Genomic DNA, 25800 nt, shown 5'->3' with positions numbered 1-25800 from the left:
GTGCCTCCCCGGACCCGCCGGGCGGCTTCGGCGCGCCGGCCGTCAGGCCAGCTGCGCGAAGGCGGCGTGCAGGGCGATGAACGCGGCGAACCCGAGGATCAGGCTGCCCGCGGCGTTGACGGCCGCCCTGGTGTACGCGCCGTCCTGGATCAGGTGGACGGTGTCGAGTTCGAAGGTGCTGAACGTGGTCAGCGCGCCGCATAGGCCGGTGCCCATCAGCGCCTCGACGTAGGTTCCGGTCCCCGCCCCGTGCAGGGCGCCGAGCGCGCCCGCGCCGAGCAGGTTCACCGCGAGCGTCCCCCACGGCATGGACTTGCCGGCGGTGGCCTTGACGTAGCCGTCCAGGACGTAGCGCATCGAGGCGCCCACGGCGCCGCCGGCGAGGACGAGGAGCACCACGATGAACGTCGTCACGGCGCGCTCCCGGGGTCGTGGTGCGGGATCCTGCGGCCGACCGCCAGGCCCACGGCGATCGCGGCCCAGCCGACGGCGACGCTGACCAGCGCGTAGGCGATGGCCAGGGACGGCCGCCCGCCGTCGCCGAGGGTGTAGACGCCGTCGATCAGGTGCGAGAACGTCGTGAACCCGCCCAGGTAGCCGGTCACGGCGAGCGGCCGCACGTAGGGGTGCGCGCGGCCCCCGAGCAGGTAGCTGGTCAGGACGCCCATGACGAGGCAGCCGAGGATGTTGACGGTGAAGGTGTTCCAGGGGAAGCCGAGCTTGGCCGCCGGGATCGCCTGGGTGAGCCCGTAACGGGCGAGCGCGCCGAGCGCGCCGCCCACCGCGATGTCCGCGATCACCCTCGGTTTCAGCCCCGGCAGGGGCGGCGGCCCCTTGTGCGGGTGCAGGACGCGCGCCTCGGCCCGCTCGCGGTTGTGCAGGCGCCCCCACAGCGGTTCCTTCACGCGCCGGCCCCCGGCGGCATCGCGGGGACGCCGAGCAGCAGCCGACGCGCTGCGTCCCAGGTGCGGTGGAACCCGGCGTCCACCTCCGGGGAGCGGTCGCCGAGCATCCGCGCCCACGCCCCGCAGCCGCCGGGAAGGACGCTCGCCCCGCCGCGCAGCCCCGTCCCGGCGAGCGCCTCGTGCATGGTGTCGGCGACCTCCCGCGCGGGCTTCGCCCCCGTGATGACGTACAGCGACGCCATGAGCCCGAAGCCGTCCATGACCGCGGGGCCGGCGGGTCCGTGCTCGGCCGGGATGAGCCGGAGCGGGTCGGCGAACAGCAGCCGGCCGCCGGGGTCGCGGACCTCCAGGTCGGTGCAGTAGGCGTCGTAGGCGTGCCACTCGCCGCGGGCGAGCCGCCCGGCCATCAGCTTCTCGCCGACGACGACGGTCGCCTCCGGGTCGGCGGTGACGCTCATGCGCTGGTAGAACCGCGACTCCCCGAACGGGATCGTGGTCGCGGGCAGGTACTCGACGTGGCTGCCCGGCCCGGCGGCGAGATCGACGACCTGGGTGGCGTAGTCGTGCTCCATCCGGTAGATCCGCGTGGCGGTCTGGGTGGTGAAGTGCACGGCCGTCCCCGGCCCGCAGTCGAGGACGAGGCGGTACCGGTCGCCCTGCAGCACGCCGGCGCCGGCCGTCATGAACAGCACGTACGGCATGTCGGGCCGGGCGGAGTCCAGGTACAGCGGACGGGTGGTGTGCAGCGGCGCCTTCTGGAAGCAGCCGGTCAGCTCCGTCCGGCCGCCGGCCGTCGCGAAGCCCAGCTCCAGCACGCCGACCTTGCCCGGCGAGCCGACCGGCAGCGTGTCCGGCGCCGCGGCGTACCGCGCCACCCCCGGGGGCAGCCACGCCGGGGCGCACCGCTCCGGCGCCGCCCGGGCGAGGTCGCCGGAGACGCCGTCCGGCGGGGCCGTCACGCCGGTGAGCACAGCGCCTCCCGGCGCTCCAGGACGAAGTCCGCCACCTCGGCGACCCCGGTCCCGGTGAGGCAGTCGGTCAGCGCGACCGGGCGCGTCCCGCGCACCCTCCGCGCGTCGCCCTCCATCACCGCGAGGTCGGTGCGCACGTACGGGGCGATGTCGATCTTGTTGATGACCAGCAGGTCGGAGTCGGTGGTGCCCGGCCCGCGCTTGCGCGGCATCTTCTCCCCCTCGGCGGTGTCCAGGACGAACACGTACACGTCCGCGAGCGCCGGGCTGAAGGTGAGCGTCAGGTTGTCGCCGCCGCTCTCGAACAGCAGCACGTCGATGTCGGGGAACCGGTCGAGCAGCTCCGACGCCGCCGCGAGGTTCATCGTGGGGTCGTCCCGGACGGCGGTGTGCGGGCACGCCCCCGTCTCGACGCCGACGACGCGCTCGGCGTCGAGCGTGCCCGCCAGCGTGCGGCGGACGTGCTGGGCGTCCTCCTGCGTGTAGATGTCGTTGGTGATCACGCCGGGCCGGTGCCCGCGCTCCACCAGGATCGGGACCAGCGCCTCGATGAGGGCCGTCTTGCCCGACCCCACCGGCCCGCCGATGCCGACCTTGTACACCTGGTCCAGTTCCATGGCGTCCGTCCTCCGCTCTCTCAGGTGATGAACAGGCGGGCCTCGGCCCGCTCGTGCAAGGCCGCGACCGCGTCGGCGGCGGGCGTCGAGGCGTGCAGGTCGCGGGGGTCCCGGGCGGCCAGCGCGGTCTCCGCCGCGCGGACCAGCTCCGGCCGCAGCTCCCGCAGCAGCGCCTGCGCCCGCCGGAAGTCGATCCGGGCGAGCCGGACCGCCGCCGCCGCGCAGCTCGCCGCGAACGCGTACAGGTCGCTCGCCACCGCGTCCCGGACGGGCACGCCGAGCCCCGCGTGGATCGCGCCCACGGCGACCGGGTGGGTGCCGGGCGCGACGCCGTCCGCGACGAGGCCGGCGAGCCGCGCCGCCGGGGCCGAGCCGAACGCGGGCCCGGCGTTCTCCAGCACCTGCCGGCCGGTGCGCACCGACGCCGTCCGCTGCTCGCGGCCGAGCTTCAGCGCGTGCAGCCTGCGGTCGGCCTCCACCAGCAGGTCCCAGTCGCCGGCGGTCACCGCCCGGTGCGCCAGCGCCAGCGCCGCCGCGTCGCCGGTGCCCGCCGCCCGCACCAGGTCCGCCACCAGCGCCGGCAGGTCGTCCGCGCCGGCCAGGCCGAGCTGGGCGTGGCCCTCCAGCCCGTGCGACAGGGTGTAGAGCCCGCTGGGGAAGCCGGAGTCGGTGAGCTGCAGCTGCGCGAGCAGCGTCTCCAGCCCGCCGGCCTCCGGCCTCCCCTCCGCCCGGACGTCGGTCATGCGATGTAGTGCAGCCGGTTCAGCGGCAGCGAGCGGGCCGGGTCGATGGTGACGCGCTCCCCGTCCACCGTCACCCGGTACGTCTCCGGGTCCACCCTGACCTCGGCGAGCGTCGAGTTGTACATCATGTGCCGCTTGTCGACGGTGCGGCACTGCTGCACCGGCCGGATGATCCGCTCCAGCCCGAGCTTCTCCGGGACGCCCTCGGAGATCGCCGCGTCCGACATGAACGTCACGCAGGTCTCGCGCAGCGCCCTGCCGTAGGCGCCGAAGGTCGGCCGGAAGTAGACCGGCTGCGGGGTGGGCAGCGAGGCGTTCGGGTCGCCCATCTCCGCCCAGCTGATCAGCCCGCCCTTGATGACCATGGCCGGCTTCGCGCCGAACGAGCGGACCGGCCACAGCACGATGTCGGCGAGCTTGCCGTCCTCCAGCGACCCGATCTCGTTCGCCATGCCGCAGGTGCGGGCCGGGTTGATGGTGACCTTGGACAGGAAGCGCAGCACGCGGGTGTTGTCGTTGCGCGCGGAGTCCTCGGGCAGCGGGCCGCGCTTGTCCTTGCAGTGGTGCGCGACCTGGAAGGCGCGGGTGACCGACTCGCCGACCCGGCCCATCGCCTGCGAGTCCGACCCGATGATGCTGATGATGCCGAGGTCGTGCAGCACCGTCTCCGCCGCGATGGTCTCCGGGCGGACGCGGCTCTCGGCGAACGCCAGGTCCTCCGGGACGTCGTAGCTGAGGTGGTGGCAGACCATCGTCATGTCCAGCAGCTCGTCCGCCGAGTTGACCGTGTAGGGCAGCGTCGGGTTGGTCGAGGCGGGCAGGACGTTCGGCTCGGAGGTGATCTGCAGGATGTCGGGCGCGTGCCCGCCGCCGGCCCCCTCGGAGTGGTAGGTGTGGATCGCGCGGCCGTCGATCGCGCTGATCGTGTCCTCCACGAACCCGGCCTCGTTCAGCGTGTCGGTGTGGATGGAGATCTGCACGTCGTGGTCGTCGGCGACGCGCAGCGCGCAGTCGATGACCGAGGGCGTGGTGCCCCAGTCCTCGTGCACCTTCAGCCCGCAGGCGCCGGCGCGCAGCTGCTCGTCCAGCGAGCCGGGCAGGCTGCCGTTCCCCTTCCCGTAGACGGCGATGTTGATCGGGATGTCCTCGTACGCCTGAAGGATGCGGGAGATGTTCCACGGTCCCGGCGTGCAGGTGGTGCCGCGGCTGCCGTCCGCTGGCCCGGTGCCGCCGCCGAGCAGGGTGGTGATGCCGTTGCTCAGCGCGTGCTGCGCCTGCTGCGGCGCGAGGAAGTGGACGTGGGAGTCGATCGCGCCGGCGGTCGCGATGAGGTTCTCCCCCGAGATCACCTCGGTGCCCACCCCGACGATCAGCCGCCGGTCCACCCCGTTCTGGGTGTGCGGGTTGCCGGACTTGCCGACCCCCGCGATCCGCCCGTTCTTGATGCCGATGTCGCCCTTGACGACGCCGAGCAGCGGATCGATGATCACCGCGTTGGTGATGACCGTGTCCAGGGTGGTCGTCGCGCTCAGCGAGGCCGGGTCGGCGGACATGCCGTCCCGGGCGGTCTTGCCGCCCCCGTACTGGGTCTCGTCGCCGTAGTGGCCCTCGTTGAAGTCCTTCTCCACCTCCACCACCAGGTTGGTGTCGGCGAGGCGGATGCGGTCGCCCACGGTGGGGCCGTACATGCTCGCGTACTTCTCGCGGGAGATCGTGGTCGCCATCGTCAGCCCTTCCTCGACCGGCCCGCGCCGGCCTTCGCGCGGGCGCCCCGCTTGGCGGGGGCCCGGTGCCCGTTGCCCGACCCGTCGCCGCTCGGCACCTCGGTGTCCAGGTAGCCCCACTCGTGCATCCGGGTGAACGCGGCCTCGCGCGCGGACTTGGACCGGACGCTGCCGTTGAGCAGCCCGCCGAACCCGACGATGCGCATTCCGCCGCCGTACTCGACGAGCCGGATCTTCTTGGTGTCGCCCGCCTCGAACCGGACGGCCGTTCCCGCGGGAATGTCGAGCCGCATCCCGAAGGTCTTCTCCCGGTCGAAGCTCAGCGCCCGGTTGACCTCGAAGAAATGGAAATGCGAGCCGATCTGGACGGCCCGGTCCCCGGTATTCTCAACGGTCAGCGTCTCCCGGCGCTGGCCGCTGTTCAGTTCTATCTCTCCGTCGCCGAACATATAGATCTCGTCAGCCATGAGCGGCCATCCCCTCCAGGGTCGTCTCGGTGTTCTCAGAAAAAGCGTGGTAATTCGCGTCGCCGTGGCCATGCCCGTGCCCGTGGCCGTGCCCCGCGGCGATGCCGAGGCCGTCGTCGCGGGCGTGCGCCCAGCGCCGCTCCGCTTCGGCGGCGCGCTCGCGGACCAGGGCCGCGACGGCCGCCGGCGCGAGCAGCGGCCCGGCGGCGACCGCGCCGGGGCACGGCGGGGGCGGGACGAGCGAGGCGGGCACCACCGCGACGCCGCGGGCCCCCAGCAGGCGGCAGCGCTCCACGCCCTCGGCCACGCCGGGCTCACCGCCGTCGAAGGCGACCTCCACCCGGCGGACCGGCAGGCCGTGCCAGACGAGCCGCGCGACCTTGAACAGCTCCGCGTCGGCGTCGGGCCCCGCGGCCGGCGCCACCAGCAGCACGGCGTCCGGCCCGTCCACCGTCCGCGCGACCCGCGTGGCGACCGCGCGGATCCATCCCACGAGATGCGTCACCGTGCCGAGCGGTTCGGCGAGCAGCAGGTCCCCCGGCGCCCGGTCCCGCGCCGCCCAGGCCAGGGTCTGCGCGGCCGCGGGCGCGAGGTCCGGGTCGCGGCCCAGCGTCATCGGGACCGCGACGGCGCGCGGCAGGCCGCGCAGCGCGGTCCGCAGCCCCCGCCCGGGGCCGTGCACCCCGGCCGCGGGGGCGCTCTCGTGCCCGCCGACCGGCAGGACGGCGCGGCCGGGGGCTCCCGTCACTTGCCGCCGCCGACGGGGTCGTGGCAGGAGACGAGCTTGGTGCCGTCGTCGAACGCGGCCTCGACCTGGATCAGCGACAGCATGCCGCGCACGCCCGGCATCACGTCGTCCGGTCCGACGACCTTCTTGCCGAGCTCCATGCAGTCGGAGACGGTCTTGCCGTCCCGCGCGGCCTCCACGATCGCGGAGCTGATCAGCGCGACCGTCTCGCCGTGGTTGAGCTTCAGGCCACGCTGCCGGCGGTGCTCCGCCATCTGCGCGACGGTGAAGATGAGCGCCTTGTCGATCTCTCGTGGTGACAGGTTCATCGATGCCCCTTTCTGCCCGGACTCCGCCGGGACGCGGACGGCGGCGCACCCCTCATGCGGCCCGCCGGATCCTGGAGAAGATCGGGACGGCGGCGAGGAACACCCAGGTGACCAGCACGAACGGCCAGGTCAGGGTGTGGCCGCCGACCACGTTGAACAGGTTGGTGAGACCGGCGGTCAGGCCCGCCGCGGTCGCCGCCCCGACCACCGCGTAGGCCACGCCGGCCGGGCTGAGCACGACGAACGTCCCGGTCAGCGCGATCCCGGTCAGTACCGCGTTGTAGCCGTACAGGCCGGCGCCGAGGTCGGCCGCCTGCGCGCCGAGCCACCAGCCGGTGAGCAGGCCGATCAGGCTGGACGCGGCCGCGGCCGCGGCGACCAGCCGGCTCGACACCGCGAGGCCGATCAGGAAGATCAGCCCCACGTACCACTTGTCCTGGAAGAAGACCTGCCCGATCCCGTTGAAGAACCCGTGCCAGAAGTCGGTCCAGGTCATCGCGGTGCCGGGGTCGGTGGCCGACGGCGGGGCGGAGTTGTTGTGCCCGGCCCACACCCGGGCGTAGGACGGCGCGCCGATCGCCATCACCAGGGCCACCACGCAGAACGGCGCGGTGAAGGTGGGCAGTTTGTACGGCGTGAGCACGGAGTTCAGCGCCGCCGTGAGCACGCTGCCCGCGACCGCCCCGCCGACGACCAGCGGGACCGTCGACCAGTCCGTGCCCAGGTAGAGCACCAGCGCGACGCCGATCAGCGTCCCGTTGAAGCCTTCGAGGCCGAGCGAGACGCGGTTCCGGTCGACCCCGAGCAGGTACGCGGTCGCGGTGGCCGTGCCGACGCCGAGCAGCGCGAACGCGCCGAACTGCCAGCCGCCGACGAACAGCGCGATGAGAAAGATCAGGCCGGTCCAGACGTTGGGCTGGAACTCGACCTGCGCGATGCCCCGCGGGATCGTCAGGAGGGCGTTCCGCGCCCGCTCCGCCGCGGGGGCCGGGTCCTCGCCGTGCTGCTCGCCGGGCGCGTCCTCGGACGGCGGCGATGACGCCATGGATGCTCCTTCGGACGGCCCGGATCCGCGTCGCCCCAACGGCCCGCGTTCAACAACGTGCACGACAACCAGGACGCTTCCCACGTTTCCGCACCGAGAAAAACCGTTGGCGGCAAATCATTGGTCAAGGCATGGAATGTCGAGTTTGCCGGACCGTCCGGACGCGAACCATAAATGCGGAAGCTCACCCGCCGCGCTCTCGGGTCGAGACGGATCGACGATTGGTTCGCATATGTCGACGGGCCTCAATACGGGGGATTCCGCCTGGCTGATGGTGAGCACCGCGATGGTGCTCCTCATGACTCCCGGCCTCGCCTATTTCTACGGCGGCATGGTCCGCTCGAAGAACATGCTGTCGATGCTCTACATGAGCTTCATCTCGATCAGCCTCGTCACGATCCTGTGGTTCCTCTACGGGTACGGGATCGCGTTCGGCGAGGACGCGGGCGGCCTCGGGCTCATCGGCTGGGGCGACTGGCGGCTCGGGCACATCGCGCCCACCGCGCTGCAGGGCGCCATCCCGAAGCAGATCTACGTCTGCTTCCAGCTCACGTTCGCGATCATCACGGTCGCGCTGATCAGCGGCTCGATCGCGGGGCGCGCCCGGTTCGGGCCGTGGGTCCTGTTCGTCATCGTGTGGGTGACCGTGGTCTACCTCCCCATCGCGCACTGGGTCTTCGCCGACTCGGGATGGCTCAGCAAATGGGGCGTCATGGACTTCGCGGGCGGGCTGGTCGTCGAGCTGAACTCCGGCATCTCGGGGCTCGCGATGGCGATCGTCCTGGGGCCGGGCATCGCGTTCCGGCGCGGCGAGGGCCCCCGCCCGGGCAACATCCCGTTCGTGCTGCTCGGCCTCGGCCTGCTGTGGTTCGGCTGGTTCGGCTTCAACGCCGGATCGGCGCTGACCGACGGCGCGCTGGCGACCCGGGCCTTCGTCAGCACGATGATCGCGGGCTGCGCCGGGATGCTGGCCTGGCGGACGCTGGAATGGCTCCGCTTCCGGCAGCTGACCAAGCTCGGCTCCACCAGCGGCGCGCTGGCCGGGCTGGTCGCCATCACCCCGTCCTGCGCCTTCGTCAGCGTCGAGGGCGCGTTCGCGGTCGGCGTGCTGGCCGCGCTGGTGTGCAGCTACGCGGTGGAGCTGAAGCTCGTCGCCGGGTACGACGACACCCTCGACGTCGTCGGGATCCACGGCGCCGGCGGGATCGTCGGGGTGGTGGCGCTCGGCTTCCTGTCCACCGGCTGGGAGCGCGGCACGCCGGGGCTGTTCTACGGCGGCCCGGCCTCGGTGCTCGGCAAGCAGGTCGTCGCGGTGCTCGCCGTCGCCGCCTACGCCTTCCTCGCCACCTACCTCATCGGCAAGATCATCGACCGGCTGTTCCGGATGCGGACGACCGAGGAGGAGCAGGCGCGGGGCATGGACGCCGCGTTCGCCGATGACTGATCCCGGCCGGGCGCTCGTCCACGCGCGCGGGCCGTTCTCGGGCCCGCGGCGGCCGAAGCTCCAGCGGCGGCACGGGGAGGGCGACAAGAGCCACCTCACCAGCCCGCAGGGACTGGTCGCGCTGTCGCTGGACGCGCTCAGCTCCGTCGCCTACGGGCCGGAGGCGATCGCGCTGGTGCTGGTCACCGCGGGCCTCACCGAGGTGCGCCGCACCCTGCCGGTGACCCTGGCCATCGTCGCGCTGCTCATCGTGCTGGTGGTGTCGTACCGGCAGGTGATCGCCGTGCACCCCGACGGCGGCGGGTCCTACGCGGTGGCGAAGACGGACATGGGGCCGCGGATGGGCATGCTCGCCGCCGCCGCGCTGATCGTGGACTACGTCCTCACCGTGGCGGTCAGCCTCGCGTCGGGCGCCGCCACCCTCGCCTCGGCGTTCCCGGCGCTGCGCCCGCACACGCTGGCGGTGGCGCTGGCGGTGCTGCTGGTGCTCACGGCGGTGAACCTCTACGGGATCACCGACAGCGCCCGCTTCCTGATGGCGCCGACCCTGCTGTTCATCGCCACCGTCCTCGGCATCATCGTGGTCGGCCTGGTCCGGGGGCACCCGGTCGCGTCCGTCGGCGGCGCGGTCCTCCCGCAGCCGCACGAGGCGCTGGGCGTACTGCTCATCCTCAAGGCGTTCTCGGCCGGATGCGCCGCGCTGACCGGGGTGGAGGCCATCGCCAACGGGGTGCCGATGTTCCGCCGGCCGCGCGTCGCGCGGGCGCAGCGCACCGAGCTGATGCTGGGCGCGCTGCTCGGCGTGATGCTCATCGGGCTGGCGCTGCTGATCCGGCGGGACGTCCTCGCCCCGCGCGCCGGCGTGACGCTGCTCGCCCAGCTCACCGCGGGCGCCTACGGCACCGGCTGGCTCTACCAGGCGGCCGGGCTGATCGTCGCGGTCGCGCTGACGCTCGCCGCCAACACCAGCTTCGGCGGCCTGCCCGTCCTGCTCAGCCTGCTCGCCAAGGACCACAGGCTGCCGCACCTGTTCACGCTGCGCGGCGAGCGGCCGGTGCACCGGTACGGCGTCCTCGCCGTGGCGGCGGCCGCCGCCGTGCTGCTGATCGCCGTGGACGCCCGGACGCACCGGCTGCTCCCGCTGTTCGCGATCGGGGTGTTCACCGGGTTCACCATCAGCCAGGCGGGGCTCGTCCTGCACTGGGCGCGGCTCCGCCCGCCCCAGTGGGCGGGCAAGGCGCTGCTGAACGGCACCGGCGCGGTCCTCACCGCGGTCGCGACCGCGGTCCTGCTCGTCACCAAGTTCGCCGAGGGCGCGTGGGCGGTCGTCGTCGCGGTGCCGCTGCTGATGCTGCTGTTCGCGCGGATCCGCCGCTACTACGACCGCGTCGGCGCCGAGCTCCGGCTCGGCCGCGTCCCGGCGCACCGGCCGGACGCGGCCCCCGCCGCGTGGCAGATCATCGTGCCGGTGGACGACATCGGCACGGTGGCGGAACGGGCCCTGAGCACCGCGCTCAGCATCGGCGGCGACGTCGCCGCGGTCGCGGTGCGCACCGGCGAGGAGGACGCCCGCGCCCTCCGGGAGCGGTGGGACCGCTGGGACCCCGGGGTGCGGCTGACCGTCCTCGACAGCCCGCAGGACGCGAGGATCCGCCCCGTCGTCGACCACGTCCGGCGGGTGGCGGCGGACGGCGGCCCGTCCATGGTGCTCATCCCGATCGTCGAGTCGAGCCGGCCCCGGTACCGGTTCCTCTACGACCAGCGGAGCCTGCTCCTCGCGGAGGCGGTGCGCGAGCACGTCCCGGACGTCCCGGTCTGCATGGTCCCGCACCGCGTCACCGGCTGAGCGCCCGCCGGGTCAGGACAGCAGGCGGCGGGCGGCGCGGACGACGGCCTCGTCCACGAGACGGCCGTCGGCGTCGGTGAAGACGGCCGAGCCGGAGGCGAGCGACGCCTCGTAGCCCGCGAGCAGCGCGCGGGCCCGCTCGACCTCCTCCGGCGACGGGGTGAAGACCTCGTCGGCGACCGGCAGCTGGGCGGGATGGATGCAGGCGCGGCCGTGGAAGCCGAGCCGCTTGAGCCGCAGCGTCGTCGCCCGGAAGGCGTCCAGGTCCCGGAACTCGGTGGACACGGGGGCGATGGGCGCGGGCAGGCCGGCGGCGGCGGACGCCGCGACGACCTGGGACCGCGCCCACAGCAGCTCCGACTCGTCCGGCCCCGGCGCGGCGCCGAGATCGGCGGCCAGGTCCGCCTCGCCGAGCTGGAGGCCCGCGACGCGGGGCGCGGACGCGATCTCCCGCGCCGCGAACACCGCCGCCGCCGACTCCAGCAGCGGGACGACCGGCAGCTCGGGCAGGCCCGCGCCGGTGAGGACCGCGTCCAGGGCGCGCAACCCGGCGGCGCTCTCGGTCTTGGCGGCGCACAGGCCGTCCAGCCCCGGCCCGGCGACCGCGCGGGCGTCGGCGAGGCCGTGCTCGCCGGGGTTGATCCGGACGGTCACCGCCGGCCGGTCCGCGGGCAGCGTCCGCAGCCAGGCGGCGACCTCGGCGCGGGTGCGCTCCTTCGCGGCGACCGGCACCGCGTCCTCCAGGTCGACGATCAGCTCGCCCGCGCCGCTGCGCAGGGCCTTCGCGAGACGGTCGGGGCGGTCGCCCGGCACGTACAGCGCGGTGGTCCTCATCCGACGGTCTCCTTGCCCGAGGTCAGGGCCTTGGCGATGACGGTCCGCATGATGTCGTTGGTGCCCTCGCCGATGCTCATCAGCGGCGCGTCCCGGTAAAGGCGCTCGACGGCGAACTCCTTGGAGTAGCCGTACCCGCCGTGGACCTGCATCGAGGCGAGCGCGCACTCCATCGCGGCCTCGCTGGCGAACGTCTTGGCCATCCCCGCCTGCATGTCGACGCGGTCGCCCGCGTCGGCGCGGGACGCGGCCCAGTAGACCAGCAGGCGCGCGGCCTGCACCTTGATCGCCATGTCCGCGAGCTTCAGCTGGACCGCCTGGAAGTCCTGGATGGGCCGGCCGAACGCCTCCCGCTGCGCCGCGTACCGCAGCGCCTCGTCGTAGGCGGCCTGGGCGATGCCGAGCGACCGGGCGGCGACGTTGATGCGGCCGGTCTCCAGCCCGGACAGCACCTGCTGCATGCCGCGCCCCTCGACGCCGCCGAGCAGGTTCGCGGCCGGGACGCGCACGCCGTCGAACACGATCTCGCAGGACTCGGTGCCCTTGTACCCGAGCTTGGGCAGGTCCCGCAGCACCTCGAAGCCGTCCTCCACCAGCAGGACGGACATGCCCCGGTGCGCCGGGGACGCGGCGGGGTCGGTCTTGACCAGGACGGGCAGCGGGCTCGCGTGCCGGGCGTTGGTGATCCACGTCTTGCGCCCGTCGACGACGTAGTGGTCGCCGTCGCGGCGCGCAGTGGTGGCGATGCCCTGCAGGTCGGTGCCGGCGCCCGGCTCGGTGAGGCCGATGCCGGTGCGGCGCCGCCCGGCGGCGAGGTCGGGCAGGAAGCGCTCCCGCTGCTCCGGCGTGCCGTGCCGGGCGATCATCCAGCAGGACAGCGAGTGGCTGCCGAGGATGCCGGCGATGCCCATCCAGCCCTTGGAGATCTCCTCGAAGACCAGGGCGAAGGAGACCATGTCGGCGCCGAGCCCGCCGTACTCCTCCGGGACGGTCAGCCCGAACAGGCCGAGGCCCTTCATCGTCTCGACGATCTCGGCCGGGTACCGGTCGGCCGCCTCCCACTCCTGGACCACGGGGCGGATCTCGCGGTCCACGAAGTCGCGGAGCGTGTCGCGGAAGAGCCGCTGCTCTTCGGTCAGTTCGAAGTCCATCAGGCGTCCTTGGTGAAGATGGGGAGGTTGCGGCCGTCGGGCAGCGGCCGCCAGCCGAGCCGCACCGGCTCGTCGCACGCCCACGGCCCCGGGCCGTCCAGATGGCTGAGGATGATCGGGCCCTCGGCGAGCCGGACCCGCGCGACCGTGTACGGGACCTCGACGTCGGGGGCGGGCGCGCGGTGCACGACGGTGAAGGAGTCGACGGTGCCGCGCCCGGACGCCTCCGCGAACTCCAGCGCCGTGCCGCCGCAGGCCGTGCAGAGTTCGCGCGGGTAGTGCTGGGCGTGCCCGCACGCGCAGCGCTGGACGACCAGGCGCCGCTCGCGGGTCGCGTCCCACCATTCGTCCTCGATCATCGGTCCGCTCCCAGCAGGACGGTGGCGTGGCTGGACAGGATGCCGCCGGTGCCGTGCGCGAGCGCGATCTCGGCGCCGGCGACCTGCCGGTCCCCGCACTCGCCGCGCAGCTGCCGGACGGCCTCGACGAGCAGCAGCAGCCCGTACTGGCCGGGATGGCAGTAGGACAGGCCGCCGCCGTTGGTGTTGAGCGGGAGGCCGCCGCCGGGGCGGATCCGGCCGTCCGCGACGAACCCGGCGGCCTCGCCCGGCGCGCAGAAGCCGAGGCCCTCCAGGGTCAGCAGCACGGTGATGGTGAACGAGTCGTAGACCTCGGCGACGTCGACGTCCGACGGGGTGAGCCCGGCCATCGCGAACGCCCGCCGCCCGGAGTCGAACGAGCCGGGGCGCAGCAGGTCGCCGGCCGAGGTCATGCTGGTGTTGGTCGTCGACTCCCCGTAGCCGAGCACGATCGCCGGGGGCCTGCGCAGGTCGCGGGCCCGCTCCAGGGAGGTGAGCACGACCGCGCCGCCGCCGTCGGTGACCAGGCAGCAGTCGGCGGTGGTCAGCGGCGTGGACACCGGCGGCGCGCCGAGGACGTCCGGCGCGGTCAGCGGGCCCTTGCCGTACCGGAACGCCTGGGGGTTGAGCAGCGCCCATTCGCGGGCGGCGACGGCGACCTCGGCGAGCTGCTCGCGGGTGGCGCCGTAGGCGTGCAGGTACCGCTGCGCCGCCATCGCGTAGTACGAGATCGGGTACAGCGGCGCGTAGGGCGACTCGAACACCGCCTCCGGGGTGTGCGGGTCGAGCACGCCGCCGAGCGACCGGGACCGCGCGGACCGCTGGTTCGACGCGAACGTGATGAGGACCGTGCGGCACTGGCCCGCCTCGATCGCCTGCGCGGCCCGCGCCGCGAACATCTCGAACGCGGACCCGCCGGCGAACGTCGAGTCCGTCCAGGACGGCTCGATCCCCAGGTAGTCGGCGAGCTGGGTGGCGGAGAAGCGGGAGATCCCGGTGGTGGCGATCCCGTCGACGTCGGCGAGCGCGAGGCCCGCGTCGTCCAGCGCCCGGGTGACGGCCTGCGCCTGGAGACCGAGGATCGACTTCCCGGTCACGCCGAGGTCGGACTCGGCCGCGCCCGCGATGGCGACGGTCACGGCGTCCCCTCACCGAGCCGTACCTGGCAGCCTGCCGGCGCGACCGCGACCCGGCCGTCGTCCACCACCACGACCTGCTGCTCGATGGTCAGCAGGCCGTCCTCCGCGGCGGTGACGGTGCCGGTGCAGCGGACGGTCTCCCCCGCGAACACCAGGTTCTTGAACCGGAAGGACAGCTTCGCCAGCCGGGCGGACGGGCCGAGCCAGTCCTGCACCTGCTCGGCCAGCAGCGCCCCGAACACCTGGCCGTCCACGACGGGCGCGGGCAGCTTGCGCGGCTCAAGGAACGCCGGGTCGTAGTGCATGCGGTGCCAGTCCCAGGTGGCGCCGGCGTAGGCGACCATGTCGGCGAGCTCGATGCGGCGCACCAGCTCCGGCACCGCCTCCCCCGCGGCCGTCACGCGATCTCCACGTAGATCAGGGTCTCCTCGTTGGCGGCGAGCGGCTCGCCGCGCTGGTCGGTGTAGGTCGCGGTGGAGGTGACGATGAGCATCGCCTGCCCGCGCCCGTTGACCCGCTCGGTGATGCCGGTGATCCGCCAGGTGGCCGTGACGACGTCGTCCGGGCGGACGGGCCGGTGGAACTCGTAGGAGTTGCCGCCGCGCACCAGCCGGGTGCCGGGCACGTCCAGGTGCCAGCTGTGCCCGGCGAACCCGTCGTCGTCGCGGCGCAGGCCGGTGTACTGGTTCGTCTCGAAGATGAGCGTCGGCGGGGCGACCACGCCGCCGTAGCCGTGCTCGCGCGCGTGGGCGTCGTCGGTGTAGAGCGGGTTGGCGTCGCCGACGGCCTCGGCGAAGTACCGGATAGAGGCGCGTCCCAGCTCCTCGGGCGCGGTGTAGACGACCTCGCGCCCGACGAGCGCCTTCATCTCCTCGGTCAGCAGGCTCATGGTGTGCTCCTTCGAGGCGGGACGACTCCTCGCACGTCCCGGTTCGCTCCGCTCATTTCAGGACCGCCGTGGGCACGACCTCGATGAGGAAGTCGGGGCGCAGCAGCGCCGAGCACACCACCGACGACACCGCGGGTGCGTCCCCGAAGTACTTGCGGCGGATCTCGGCGACCTCGTCGTAGCCGTCCACCGCGGCGGGGGTGATGTACTCGACGAGCCGGACGACGCTCGGGTAGGGAGGACGGTCGCCGAGGCCCGCCTCGCGGAGCGTCGCGGCGATGGACGCGTAGGTGTACTCGGCCTGGGCGAGCAGATCGCCGTCGAAGATGCCCTTCTGGGTCGCCGGCTCCAGCGCGCCGAAGCCCGACATGAACAGCGTGTCGCCGGCCGCGACGCCCGGCTTGTAGGTGAGGGTGTCGTACCTCTTCCAGCCGGGGTTGACGGCGCGCAGCTCCGCCGTGGACGCGATCGCGTCGAGCGACACCATCGCGCCCGGCATGACCGGCTGGTCGACGATGATGCCCGCCGCGCCGGGGAAGACCCCGTCGGCGGTGCCGAGCAGCTCCCTGCGCGGGCGGCCGCAGCGCGGGTACTCGGCGCGGGTCTCGGACGCCGTGTAGTCGGTGGTCTGCACGAGCGCGCCGAGCCCGAGCCCGGCGGCCTTCAGCAAATCGGCGGCCTGCTCCAGGCACTGCCGGTACTGGGCGCGGAAGTCGCCGCCGCGCGGGTGGACGCTCGGCAGGTAGACGATGCCGCCCGCGATGCGCAGGGCGCCGCGGTGCAGGCCGTCGTCCGGGGCGGCCTCGACCAGCTCGCCGCCGCCGGGATACGCGGTCAGCTCGACCGACAGGTCCTCGCCGCCGGGCAGGGCCTCCACCGCCACGGTCGCGACCGGGGCGCGGTGCCCGCCGAGCGCGGCGCCGCGGGCGGCCTCCACCTCGGCGTAGGCGCCGAGCGCGGCGGCGGTGGCGTACTCGACGACGTGCACGACGTCGCCCGGCACCGCGCCGGCCTTGCCGAGCTCGGCGAAGGCCCGCTCGTAGGCGCCTTCGATCGTCCCCGCGAAGGCGGGCAGCCGAACAGTCACTCTTCCTCCAGACTGGTGAGCAGCGGCCGGACCGACGGCAGATCGGCCAGGCCGAGGATCAGGTCGGCGCGGTCCGCGGAGCCGAGGTTGGCGACCGCCTTGGCGCGGACGGTCGCGTCGATGCGCGGGTCGTCGGGGCCGCCGCCGCTGCGCGCCACCTCGGCGGTGACGACCTCGCCGTCCGGGGCGACCGCGCGCAGCCGCCCCGGCTGGTCGGCGGCGGCGCCGGGGAACGCGACGACCTCCGTGCGGACGCGGGCGGCGAGCGCGAGCACCTCGGGGCGGTCGATGTCGTCGTAGGTCGCGGCGGTCACCTCGCCGTCCAGCACCATCGCGGCGACGCTCCACGGCAGGCTGAACTTCGCGTCGTAGGGCGTGCGCGGCCGCTCCTTGCCGGGGCCGCAGACGATGGACGCGGCGTCCGGGTGCACCTCGGCGGTGATGCTCTCGACCGCCCTTCCGTGGAGCCGCCGCGCGGCGTCGAGCTGCGCGTGCATGAGCTGGCAGGCGGGATACGGCTTGACGGTGATGCGGGCCAGCTCCCACCGCTCGCCGAGCCCGTCCAGGACGGCGGCGGGCTCGACGCGGCGGCCGAGCAGCGCCCCGTACAGGCCGTACTCGCCCTCCACGACCGAGTCGGGCCCGGTGGCGCCGTGGGAGGCGAGGGTCGTGGCGAGCACTCCCCCGCGCGCGGCGAACCCGGGGTGCAGCTGCTTGGTGGACGCGCCGGTGTTGAGGAACTCCAGCAGCCCGCCGGCCTGGCTGCCCGCGATGCCGAGCGCGTGGACGGCCGTGTCCGGGGGCAGCCCGCGCATCCGGGCCGCGGTGAGCGCCGCCGCGAGCACCCCGCAGGCGGCCGTGGCGTGCAGCCCGCGGGCGTGGAAGCCGTGCGGGGCGGCGGCGCCCAGCCGGCAGACGGCCTCCAGCCCGACGACGGCGCCGAGCAGCAGGTCCGCGCCGGTGCGGCCGAGCGCCTCCGCCTCCGCCAGCGCGACCGGGACGACCGGGGCGCAGGCGTGCACGAGCCCGCCCGCGTGGGTGTCGTCGAAGTCGAGCGCGTGCATCAGGACGCCGTTGGCGAACGCGGCCTCGGCGCGGGTCACCCGGGGCGCGCCGGGCGGCCCGCCGATGACGGTCGCCTCCGCGCGGCCCCCGCCGAGGTCGCGGGCGGTGCGCACGGCGGCGGTCGCGGCCCCGCGCCGGGCGGCGGCGGCCGCGCAGCCGAGACCGTCCAGCAGGTGCCGGACGGCGGCGCGGCGCACGGTCTCGGGGACGTCGTCGAGGGTGAGCCCGAGCGCCCAGCCGGCCAGTTCGCGGGCGACCGTCATGCCGGGTCCCGCTCGTCGGCGCCGAACGGGTGGTCGGTGCCGAACGGGTGGTCGGGGCCGAACGCGCCGGCCTCCGCGAGTTCGGCGACGCGCTCCCCGGTCAGGCCGAGCACCTCGGCGGTGACGTGCGCGAGGTCCTCGCCGCGCTGCGGGGCGCGCCGGTAGGCGGGCGGCTCCGTCCCCGCCCGGACCGGCGAGGCGAGGTTCTGCAGCGTCCCGTAGCGGGGGTGCTCGGTCTCCACCACCAGGCCGCGCGCGGCGGTGTGCTCCTCGGCGAGCGCGGCGGCCACGTCGTTGACCGGCCCGCACGGGATCGCGGCGGCGTACAGCGGCTCCAGCCATTCGGCGACGGTCCGGGCCAGGAACAGCGGTTCGAGGACGCCGAGGAGGTCGGCGGCGTTGCGCTGCCGGTCGGCGAACGTCGCGAAGCGCGGGTCCTCGGCGAGGTCGGGCCGCTCCAGGACGGCGGTGAGGCGCCGCCAGAACTTCTCCTTCGCGCAGCCGACGACGAGCCAGCCGTCCTTGGCGCGGAAGTTCTGGAACGGCACGAGCGACGGGTGCGCCGAGTGCCGGGTGCGGGCCGGGGTGAACCCGGCGTTGAGGTGCCAGACGCCCGGATAGGTGAGCATCGAGATGGCGGTGTCGTAGAGGGAGACGTCGCAGTCCATGCCGACGCCGTCGCGGCGCGCGGCGTGCAGCGCGGCGAGCAGCGACAGCACCGCGACGTAGCCGCCGGAGTAGTCGACGAGGGACAGGCCCGACTTGGCGGGCGGCCCGTCCGGCTCGCCGGTCAGGTCCATCCAGCCGGCGAGGCCCTGCAGGATGTAGTCGTAGCCCGGTTCGTTCGAGCGCGGCCCGGTCATCCCGAACCCGGTGAGCGAGCAGCACACGATGCGCGGGTTGATGTGCTTGAGGTCGTCGTAGGTGATGCGGAGCTTGGCGGGGACGTCGCCGCGCAGGTTGGAGTAGACCGCGTCGGAGACCCGGACCAGCTCCTCGAACACCGTCCGGCCCGCGGCGGTGGACAGGTCCACCGACACCGACCGCTTGTTGCGGTTGAACGCCTCGTGGAACAGCGAGTCCTCGCCCTCCGCGTACGGGGGGACGTAGCGGCCGACGTCGCCGCCGGTCCGGGGGTCCTCGATCTTGATGATCTCGGCGCCGAGGTCGGCGAGGTGCAGGGAGCCGAACGGTCCCGCGCCGTACTGCTCCAGCGAGACGATGCGCACGTCCTCCAGCGGCCTCATGTCAGCTCCTTGATCAGGTCGATGATCCGGGCCTGCGCGGTCCGGATCTCCGCGGCGGCGAGCCCGTGGGTGGGCGGCGTCAGCTTGATCGTCGCGGCGTGCCCCGCGTACCCGGCGATGCGCTCGGCGACCTGGTCGGCGGTGCCGGCCAGGGTGAGCGCGTCGACCATCCGGTCCGGCACGGCGGCGGCGAGGTCGTCGGCGCGGGCGCCGGCCCGGAACGCCTCGACCACCGTGTCCTGCTCGGCGGCGAGGTCGTGGAAGGCGAAGAAGTCGGCGTAGGTCCGGACGGAGGCGTAGAACCCGGCGAGCCCGGCGGCGCGGCGCCGCGCCGCCGCCGGGTCGGCGTCGATCGAGCAGGCCGCCGAGACGACCGCGTCCACGCCGGGGCGCAGCAGCGGCAGGGCGCGCTCGCGCAGCCACTCCGGCGAGCACAGCTCGTGCGAGATCCAGCCGTCGGCGACCTCCCCCGCGAGCCGGGTCATCACCGGCCCCATGCCCGCCAGGTAGATCGGGAACGGGACGGCCGGGAACGGGCGCTGGTAGCCGCGCACCCGCAGGCTCTCCAGCTCCCCCTCGACGGTCATCGGCTCGCCGGACGCGGCGTGCGCGGCGAAGTGCCGGATGATCCGGACGGTCTCGCGCAGCCGCGCCGCCGGGCGCTCCCAGCGCACCCCGTGCCAGTCCTCGTTGAGCCGCCGCACGCCGCTGCCGAGACCGAGGACGAACCGCCCGCCGGACAGCTCGGCGAGGTCGAGGGCCTCCAGCGCGGTGGTCATCGGGCTGCGGGTGAAGGCCAGCGCGATCGCGGTGCCGACCTGGGCGCGGGCGGTGCCGGCGGCGACGGCCGCCGCCGACACCGTGGCGCTGCGGTGCAGCTCGGGGACCCACAGGGCCTCGGCCCCGGCCTCCTCGGCGGCGCGCGCGGCGGCGACCATCTCGGCCAGGGTCTCGCCCCACGGCCCGTAGGTGATCCTCATGCCGTGAGCGGGCCGTTCTTGGCCTCGGGGAAGTAGCCCTTGTCGTGCGGGGCGTCGCGCTTGTAGACCATGACGGTCCGCGTCCAGGAGACGACTTCGTCGCCGTCCTGGTTCAGGCCGCGGGTCCGGGCGGTGACGATGCCGGCGTAGGGGCGGGACGCCGACTCGCGCATCTCGGTGATGAGCGACTCGGCGTAGACCGTGTCGCCGACGAACACCGGGTGGGTGAGGCGGATGTCGGTCCAGCCGAGGTTCAGCAGCGCGTTCTGGCTGACGTCGATCACCGACAGGCCGAGGACGAGCGCCACCGTCAGCCCCGAGTTCACGATGATCTTGCCGCTGGGCGAGCGGCCGGCGAAGTCGGCGTTGAAGTGGTTCTGGTTCGTGTTCAGCGTCAGCAGCGTGAACCAGGTGTTGTCGGTCTCGCCGATCGTGCGGCCGAACGGATGACGGAACACGTCGCCGACGGCGAAGTCCTCGTAGTACCGGCCGATCTGGGCCTCATGGACGGTCAACCCGCACCTCCTCGGGGGTTTCACCCCTTCCGGAGGGGCTGACTCCGAACCTAAAGGTCAGACTTTTCTCCCGTCAAGACCCCGACCCCCTTGCATGCCGCTCAATATTCCGCTTAGCGTAACGGCGTTCCGTCAAAAGAGGGAGGTGGGCAGGCCGTGGATCCGACCCCGGAGCCCCCGCGAACCGACTACCGGGCGCTGGCGCTGCAGACCCGGACCGAGGCCGTCAACGGCCTGTCCCCCGGCGAGGCGCGCGACGCCATGGCGGCGTCCATCGCCCGGATCGGCGCCGAGGTCGCCGCCGCCAAGCGCTGGGTCGGCCCCGACCTGCGCCTGGTCGTGCTGCCCGAGTACGTCCTGACCGGCTTTCCGATGGGCGAGCCCGTCGAGCGCTGGCGGGACATGGCCGCGCTCGCCCCGGACGGCCCCGAGTACGCCGCGCTCGCCGCCGTCGCGGCGCGCGAGGGGCTCTTCCTGTCCGGGAACGCCTACGAGAGCGACCCGCACTTCCCCGAGCTGTACTTCCAGGCGTCCTTCGTGATCGACCCGGCCGGCGCCGTGGTGCTGCGCTACCGCCGCCTGCACTCGCTGTACTCGCCGACGCCCTACGACGTGTGGGACCGCTACCTCGACGTCTACGGCATGGACGCGGTGCTCCCCGTGGCCCGGACCGAGATCGGCGCCCTGGCCTGCATCGCCTCGGAGGAGATCCTCTATCCCGAGCTGGCGCGGGCGCTCGCGCTGCGCGGCGCCGAGGTGTTCTGCCACTCGACGTCGGAGGTGACGAGCCCCGCGCTCACCCCGAAGCAGATCGGCCGGCGCGCCCGCGCCGTGGAGAACCTCGCCTACGTGGTCTCGGCCAACAGCGGCGGCCTGCACGGCATCCCGATCCCCGGCGACTCCACGTCCGGCGGCTCCGAGGTCGTCGACTACGAGGGCCGGGTGCTGGCCGAGGCCGGCGGCGGGGAGAGCATCGTCGCCTCCGCCGAGATCGACCTGGCCGCGCTGCGCCGCAACCGCGCCCGCCCCGGCATGGGCAACCTGCCGTCGCGGGTCAAGCCCGCCCTGTGGGCGGACGAGTACGCGCGCCACGACGTCGAGCGCCCGAACGGGCTGGACGGCCGCGCGCCCGACCGGGCCTGGTTCGCCGAGCGGCAGCGGGACTCGATCGCCCGGCTCGCCGGCCCCCGCTGACACCGACCCCCGCAGGAGAGGAAGACCGATGGGAACGATCCGCGAGGACATGCCGCTGCTGGCCCGGCACGAGGGCAGGTGGCGGGGCACCTACACCTACATCGACGCCGCCGGGACGGTGACCGACCGGCACGAGTCGCTGCTGACGTGCAGCCTCCCCGAGGACGGCGAGTACGACTACCACCAGGTCAACGAGTACACCTGGCCGGACGGACGCACCGAGACCCGGGTCTTCCCCGGCGTCTACCGGGGCGGCGGGCACTGCGCGTTCGACACCGAGCGGCTGCGCGGCGAGTTCTGGGAGCTCGACGAGCGGGTCATCTACCTGAACTGGATCTACAAGGAGGAGGGCGAGGACCTGCGCCTGTTCGAGCTGATCCACCTCAGCGCGGACGGCGGCCACCGCAGCCGCGTGTGGCAGTGGATCAGGGACGGCGCCTGCTACCAGCGGACCCTCATCGACGAGGTCAAGATCGAGTAGGCGGGCCGGGCGCTCGTTCAGGAGCCGGCGAGGCGGGTGCGGTCGATGGTGGTGTAGGTCTCGCGCAGGTTCTCCAGGTGCGCGTGGCACGCCTCCCGGGCGCCCGCCTCGTCACCGGCCTCGATGCGGTCGAGGATCGCGCGGTGGTCGTGGTCGACCCCGTACCAGAACCGCGTCGGCGCGTTCTCCCGCAGGAACCGCTCGTTGAGCACCCGGAACACCGGCTGGGTGACGACCTCCAGGAACGGGTTGCCCGCCATCTTCAGCAGGACCGCGTGGAAGTGCCGGTTGGGCGCGAAGATCTCCGCCGGGTCGAGCGCGCTCGGGTCGAACAGCGAGCCGCGCAGCTCGGCCCGGCCCTCGTCGGTGCCGCGCACGGCGGCCAGCCCGGCGGCCGGCACCTCCAGCATCTCCCTGATCTCCAGCAGCTGGTCGACCGTGATCTGGGTGTCCAGGGTGAGCAGGTTGAGGCTGGTCGCCAGGTACTCGGTGATCTGGTCGGGCTGCGGGTAGGCCACGAAGCTGCCGCCCGCGACCCCGCGGGTGGTGGTGATCAGGTTCTGGCTGGCCAGCAGCCGGAGCGCCTCGCGGACGGTGCTGCGGCTGACCCCGTGCTCGGCCGACAGCTCCGGCTCGATCGGCAGCCGGTCGCCGGGCCGGAACTCGCCGGCGATGATCCGGTCGCGCAGCTGGGCCGCGATCCCGGCGTACGCCGGGACGGGAGCGGGCGGCCGGTCCGATGGTCTCTCGACGGTCACGCGGCCATCGTACGGTAAACGTCAGACTTTCTCGAAGCCAGGCATTGACTCCCCGTGCGCGCACCCGGCAAGCTCTCGAAGTACGCCGATCGGAACTGTATTCCGATCTACGGAACACGGAGGTGGGGCATGGCAGTACTCCCCGGCGGCGCGGCGCTCACCATGGCCGGGGGCGTGCGGGAGTTCGCCGCCTCGACACCCGACACCGTCGCCGTCGTCGACGGCGACCGGAGCCTCACCTACCGGGCGCTGGACGAGCGCGCGAGCCGGCTCGCCCAGGCGCTGCTGGCGCGCGGGCTGCGGCCCGGCGACCGCGTCGCCGTCCGGCTCGGCAACCGGCTGGAGTACCCCGAGGTCATCGCCGCGGCGGCGAAGGCCGGGCTGGTCCTCGTCCCCATCGGAACGCGGCTCACCGAGGCCGAGACGGCCTACATCCTGGAGCACTCCGGCGCCCGCGCCCACCTCTCCGACGAGGAGCCGCGGGCCCCCGTGGAGGTGGTGCTGCGGATCGGCGGCACGGGGGCGGCCTCGTACGAGAAGGCGCTCGAATCGGCCCGGCCCGACGACCCGCGGGTCCCCGTCGACGAGAACGACCCGTGCTGCCTCTACTACACCTCGGGCACGACCGGGAAGCCCAAGGGCGTCCTCAGCAGCCACCGCGCGCGGACCCTCATGTGCTACCTGTCGGCGATGGAGTGGGGCCTCGGCTCCCGGCGCGTCAGCCTCGCCGTCGCGCCGATGTACCACGGCGCCGGGATGGTCTTCGACTACGCGCCGGTCGTCGCCGGCGGCACCGTGGTGATGCTGCCCAAGTGGGACCCCGAGCACATGCTCGCCCTCGCCGAGCGGCACCGCGCGCAGTCGGCGTTCCTCGTCCCGACGCACGCGCAGACGCTCCGCTCGTCCGGCGCCCTCGACCGCCACGACGCCTCCAGCCTCGACACCCTGTACTTCAACGCGGCCGCCCTGCCCGCCACCTTGAAGGCGTGGGTCACGGAGGCGTTCCCGCACGCCGGCGTCCACGAGCTGTACGGCTCCACCGAGGCGGGCATCGTCACCAACTGCCGTCCCGCCGACGCCGCGCGCACCGGGTCCGTGGGGCTGCCCTGGTACATGACCGAGGTCCGCGTCGTCGACCCGGCGGGCGACCCCGTCGGCCCCGGCGAGCGCGGCGAGCTGTTCAGCCGCTCCCCGTTCCTGATGAACGGGTACCTGCGCGACGACGGCGCCACCGCCGCCTGCACGACCGAGGACGGCTTCCTCACCAGCGGCGACATCGTCGTCCGCGACGAGGACGGCTTCGTCTACATCGTGGACCGCAAGAAGGACATGATCATCTCCGGCGGGGTGAACATCGCGCCCCGCGAGGTCGAGGACGTGCTGGGCGCCTTCCCCGGCGTCGCCGACTGCGCCGTGGTCGGGCACCCCGACGAGCGGTGGGGCGAGCGCGTCGCCGCCTACGTCGTCGTCCTGCCCGGCGCGGCCGTCACCGCCGACGACCTCGTGGCCCACTGCCGCGAGCGGCTGTCCGGGCCGAAGGTGCCCCGCAGCGTCGACTTCCTCCCGGCCCTGCCCCGCAACGGCGCCGGCAAGGTCCTCAAGCGCGAGCTCCGCGCGCGCTGACCGCCGCGCGCCGCGCGCGCCGGCCACCGGGCCGTTCCGTTCCCGGCCCGGACTCACATTTCCCTACATCGAGAGAGGTGGCTCCTTTGCGACCCCACGTGGAACTCATCCAGGAGAACGACTACGTCTGGCACGCCGCCGAACTCGTGGGCGGCGAGGGCCGCGCCAGCGAGCGCCGGCTGTCGGTCGACGAGGAGGACGGGTCCTGCTCGCTCCGCGTCGACTTCCACACGGATTGGGGCCGCGGCCCCGGCATCCACCACGCCGACACCGAGTATCACGTGCTCGAAGGGTCGATGACCTACGGCGGCCGGCGGATCGGCAAGGGCGGCTACGTCTACGCGCCCAAGGGCGTCCCGACCGACGCCATCACCTTCAGCGAGGGCACCCGCATCCTGCACTACCGCGAGTACGGCGACGCCGGGTTCGACCCGGTGCAGAGCATCGAGGCGCCGCGCTGGAAGGACGCGCGCGAGGACGTCATCGTCATCGACTCCGAGGCGATGAAGTGGGACGCCGTCCCCAACCCCGGCCCCATGCCGGGCCTGTTCATCAAGTACCTGCACGTGGACCCGGTGACGGGCTTCTACACGCGGCTCGTCCACGCCCAGGAGGGCTGGACGGACCACCGCCTCGCGCACCACCCGTGCTACGAGGAGGCGTACACCGTCCAGGGGCACATGGAGTACAACTTCGGCACGCTGGACCTCGGCACGTACTTCTTCCGGCCCGCCCGCGTGAAGCACGGCCACTTCACCAGCATGGAGGGCGGCGCGACCTGGCTGCTGCGCTCCGACGGAGAACTGTTCAACTGGTACACCCAGAGCGAATGGGTCCGCTGGGGCGGCGAGGCGATCAACTGGGGCCCGTCCGACGACGGGCGCATGCGCTGGTCGATGTCGTCGCACGACATGGGCGCCGGCTCCCCCGGCCGCAGCGACCGCGACCTCGCCGACCTCCAGGCGTCGGTGCTGTACCAGCGCGAGCAGGGCCAGATCGACGAGGACTACGTCCAGCACGGCACGGGCGCCGACAAGAGCCTGATCGCCATCGCCAAGGCCATGGACGCCGCCCGCCTCCAGGGCGGCCACGGGCACGACCACGACCACGGGCACGACCACGATGGCGAGCACGACCACGGGCACGAGCCGGTCGCCGTCGACTGGGGGGCCGAGCCCGCGTCGCTGGAGCACGCCGACGAGCGCACCGACGACCTCGCCCACGTCTGGGGCGCCGGCCGCGTCTGGAAGGAGGGCGACCCCATCCCCGCCCCCATCCTGTCCAGCCGCCCGGTCCGCAGCCGCAGCGCCGGCCGCTGGAACGGCGACGGCATGTAGCACGGAAACCGTGAAGGAAGCCCCGGGCCGCTCGGCCCGGGGCTTCCTCATATAAGGGAC

General features: G+C 73.7%; 28 protein-coding genes. 6 read left to right on the top strand and 22 right to left on the bottom strand.

The annotated features are described in order from the left end of the window. Window positions 1–42: 42 nt before the first annotated feature. Genes ETD96_RS01995 through ETD96_RS01950 form a run of 10 tightly spaced genes read right to left on the bottom strand, consistent with a single transcriptional unit; the run spans window position 43 to window position 7528 of the window. The gene (locus tag ETD96_RS01995) at window positions 43–414 is read right to left on the bottom strand and encodes a fluoride efflux transporter FluC (protein WP_240807115.1); all 372 of its coding nucleotides are present in this window, start codon (window positions 412–414) and stop codon (window positions 43–45) included. Then, window positions 411–905 carry a fluoride efflux transporter FluC gene (locus ETD96_RS01990; RefSeq protein ID WP_171068807.1) on the bottom strand — a complete coding sequence of 165 codons (495 nt, stop codon included), beginning with the start codon at window positions 903–905 and terminating at the stop codon, window positions 411–413. Before ETD96_RS01990 ends, ETD96_RS01995 begins: the two co-directional genes overlap by 4 nt. After that, window positions 902–1876, bottom strand: coding sequence for an urease accessory protein UreD (locus ETD96_RS01985; protein WP_240807113.1), 975 nt, complete (start codon window positions 1874–1876; stop codon window positions 902–904). Before ETD96_RS01985 ends, ETD96_RS01990 begins: the two co-directional genes overlap by 4 nt. Next, the gene (ureG, locus tag ETD96_RS01980) at window positions 1861–2493 is read right to left on the bottom strand and encodes an urease accessory protein UreG (protein WP_138633038.1); all 633 of its coding nucleotides are present in this window, start codon (window positions 2491–2493) and stop codon (window positions 1861–1863) included. The genes ETD96_RS01985 and ureG overlap by 16 nt, the downstream gene beginning before the upstream one ends. A gap of 20 nt (window positions 2494–2513) precedes the next feature. Further along, entirely contained in the window at window positions 2514–3236 is a 723-nt protein-coding gene (locus ETD96_RS01975) for an urease accessory protein UreF (RefSeq protein ID WP_138633035.1), read from the bottom strand. Continuing rightward, window positions 3233–4960, bottom strand: coding sequence for an urease subunit alpha (ureC, locus tag ETD96_RS01970; RefSeq protein ID WP_138633032.1), 1728 nt, complete (start codon window positions 4958–4960; stop codon window positions 3233–3235). Before ureC ends, ETD96_RS01975 begins: the two co-directional genes overlap by 4 nt. A gap of 2 nt (window positions 4961–4962) precedes the next feature. After that, window positions 4963–5427 carry an urease subunit beta gene (gene ureB, locus ETD96_RS48040; protein WP_138633029.1) on the bottom strand — a complete coding sequence of 155 codons (465 nt, stop codon included), beginning with the start codon at window positions 5425–5427 and terminating at the stop codon, window positions 4963–4965. Further along, window positions 5420–6175, bottom strand: coding sequence for a sirohydrochlorin chelatase (locus ETD96_RS01960; protein WP_138633026.1), 756 nt, complete (start codon window positions 6173–6175; stop codon window positions 5420–5422). Before ETD96_RS01960 ends, ureB begins: the two co-directional genes overlap by 8 nt. Then, entirely contained in the window at window positions 6172–6483 is a 312-nt protein-coding gene (locus ETD96_RS01955) for an urease subunit gamma (protein WP_138633023.1), read from the bottom strand. Before ETD96_RS01955 ends, ETD96_RS01960 begins: the two co-directional genes overlap by 4 nt. Before the next feature lie 52 nt (window positions 6484–6535). Further along, on the bottom strand, window positions 6536–7528 hold the full coding sequence (locus tag ETD96_RS01950) for an urea transporter (protein WP_138633020.1): 993 nt from the start codon (window positions 7526–7528) through the stop codon (window positions 6536–6538). Between the two features lie 271 nt (window positions 7529–7799). Here ETD96_RS01950 and ETD96_RS01945 point away from each other — a divergent pair, with 271 nt between their 5' ends. Both ETD96_RS01945 and ETD96_RS01940 read left to right on the top strand, forming a co-directional pair. After that, entirely contained in the window at window positions 7800–8972 is a 1173-nt protein-coding gene (locus ETD96_RS01945) for an ammonium transporter (RefSeq protein ID WP_240807111.1), read from the top strand. After that, a complete protein-coding gene (locus tag ETD96_RS01940; protein WP_138633014.1) occupies window positions 8965–10818 on the top strand; it encodes an APC family permease in 1854 nt (617 codons plus the stop codon). Before ETD96_RS01945 ends, ETD96_RS01940 begins: the two co-directional genes overlap by 8 nt. Window positions 10819–10830: 12 nt before the next feature. Here ETD96_RS01940 and ETD96_RS01935 read toward each other — a convergent pair whose 3' ends face one another. Genes ETD96_RS01935 through ETD96_RS01885 form a run of 11 tightly spaced genes read right to left on the bottom strand, consistent with a single transcriptional unit; the run spans window position 10831 to window position 20347 of the window. Further along, the gene (locus ETD96_RS01935; RefSeq protein ID WP_138633011.1) at window positions 10831–11652 is read right to left on the bottom strand and encodes an HpcH/HpaI aldolase/citrate lyase family protein; all 822 of its coding nucleotides are present in this window, start codon (window positions 11650–11652) and stop codon (window positions 10831–10833) included. Then, a complete protein-coding gene (locus ETD96_RS01930) occupies window positions 11649–12803 on the bottom strand; it encodes an acyl-CoA dehydrogenase family protein (protein ID WP_138633008.1) in 1155 nt (384 codons plus the stop codon). Before ETD96_RS01930 ends, ETD96_RS01935 begins: the two co-directional genes overlap by 4 nt. Then, on the bottom strand, window positions 12803–13162 hold the full coding sequence (locus tag ETD96_RS01925; protein WP_138633005.1) for a Zn-ribbon domain-containing OB-fold protein: 360 nt from the start codon (window positions 13160–13162) through the stop codon (window positions 12803–12805). The genes ETD96_RS01930 and ETD96_RS01925 overlap by 1 nt, the downstream gene beginning before the upstream one ends. Then, window positions 13159–14301 (bottom strand): acetyl-CoA acetyltransferase, encoded by a 1143-nt coding sequence (locus ETD96_RS01920; protein ID WP_138633002.1) that lies wholly within the window; start codon window positions 14299–14301, stop codon window positions 13159–13161. Before ETD96_RS01920 ends, ETD96_RS01925 begins: the two co-directional genes overlap by 4 nt. Continuing rightward, window positions 14298–14702 carry a MaoC/PaaZ C-terminal domain-containing protein gene (locus ETD96_RS01915; RefSeq protein WP_240807102.1) on the bottom strand — a complete coding sequence of 135 codons (405 nt, stop codon included), beginning with the start codon at window positions 14700–14702 and terminating at the stop codon, window positions 14298–14300. The genes ETD96_RS01920 and ETD96_RS01915 overlap by 4 nt, the downstream gene beginning before the upstream one ends. Next, window positions 14699–15190: an FAS1-like dehydratase domain-containing protein gene (locus ETD96_RS01910; protein ID WP_138633000.1), complete on the bottom strand. Its 492-nt coding sequence runs from the start codon at window positions 15188–15190 to the stop codon at window positions 14699–14701. The genes ETD96_RS01915 and ETD96_RS01910 overlap by 4 nt, the downstream gene beginning before the upstream one ends. Window positions 15191–15242: 52 nt before the next feature. Continuing rightward, a complete protein-coding gene (locus ETD96_RS01905; RefSeq protein WP_240807100.1) occupies window positions 15243–16277 on the bottom strand; it encodes a RidA family protein in 1035 nt (344 codons plus the stop codon). After that, complete coding sequence (locus ETD96_RS01900) at window positions 16274–17605, bottom strand: MmgE/PrpD family protein (RefSeq protein ID WP_138632997.1); 1332 nt, start codon at window positions 17603–17605, stop codon at window positions 16274–16276. Before ETD96_RS01900 ends, ETD96_RS01905 begins: the two co-directional genes overlap by 4 nt. Further along, window positions 17602–18852, bottom strand: coding sequence for a CaiB/BaiF CoA transferase family protein (locus ETD96_RS01895; RefSeq protein WP_138632994.1), 1251 nt, complete (start codon window positions 18850–18852; stop codon window positions 17602–17604). Before ETD96_RS01895 ends, ETD96_RS01900 begins: the two co-directional genes overlap by 4 nt. Beyond that, on the bottom strand, window positions 18849–19832 hold the full coding sequence (locus ETD96_RS01890; RefSeq protein ID WP_138632991.1) for an LLM class flavin-dependent oxidoreductase: 984 nt from the start codon (window positions 19830–19832) through the stop codon (window positions 18849–18851). Before ETD96_RS01890 ends, ETD96_RS01895 begins: the two co-directional genes overlap by 4 nt. Then, on the bottom strand, window positions 19829–20347 hold the full coding sequence (locus ETD96_RS01885; RefSeq protein WP_138632988.1) for a MaoC family dehydratase: 519 nt from the start codon (window positions 20345–20347) through the stop codon (window positions 19829–19831). Before ETD96_RS01885 ends, ETD96_RS01890 begins: the two co-directional genes overlap by 4 nt. A gap of 156 nt (window positions 20348–20503) precedes the next feature. Here ETD96_RS01885 and ETD96_RS01880 point away from each other — a divergent pair, with 156 nt between their 5' ends. After that, window positions 20504–21541, top strand: coding sequence for a nitrilase-related carbon-nitrogen hydrolase (locus ETD96_RS01880; protein WP_205719056.1), 1038 nt, complete (start codon window positions 20504–20506; stop codon window positions 21539–21541). Window positions 21542–21569: 28 nt separating this feature from the next. Further along, the gene (locus tag ETD96_RS01875) at window positions 21570–22022 is read left to right on the top strand and encodes a DUF3598 family protein (protein WP_138632985.1); all 453 of its coding nucleotides are present in this window, start codon (window positions 21570–21572) and stop codon (window positions 22020–22022) included. A gap of 17 nt (window positions 22023–22039) precedes the next feature. On the opposite strand, the gene ETD96_RS01870 is transcribed toward ETD96_RS01875, so the two are convergent. Further along, on the bottom strand, window positions 22040–22780 hold the full coding sequence (locus ETD96_RS01870) for a FadR/GntR family transcriptional regulator (RefSeq protein WP_138632982.1): 741 nt from the start codon (window positions 22778–22780) through the stop codon (window positions 22040–22042). 129 nt (window positions 22781–22909) lie between these two features. Between ETD96_RS01870 and ETD96_RS01865 the strand changes: the two genes are divergently transcribed. Next, window positions 22910–24403 (top strand): class I adenylate-forming enzyme family protein, encoded by a 1494-nt coding sequence (locus ETD96_RS01865; RefSeq protein WP_138632979.1) that lies wholly within the window; start codon window positions 22910–22912, stop codon window positions 24401–24403. An 86-nt stretch (window positions 24404–24489) separates the two neighbouring features. Then, window positions 24490–25740 carry a DUF4437 domain-containing protein gene (locus tag ETD96_RS01860; RefSeq protein ID WP_171068806.1) on the top strand — a complete coding sequence of 417 codons (1251 nt, stop codon included), beginning with the start codon at window positions 24490–24492 and terminating at the stop codon, window positions 25738–25740. Window positions 25741–25800: the final 60 nt, after the last annotated feature.

It is taken from the genome of Actinomadura geliboluensis (assembly GCF_005889745.1).
Taxonomy (GTDB): domain Bacteria; phylum Actinomycetota; class Actinomycetes; order Streptosporangiales; family Streptosporangiaceae; genus Spirillospora; species Spirillospora geliboluensis.
This window is presented reverse-complemented; position numbering and strand designations above follow the sequence as displayed.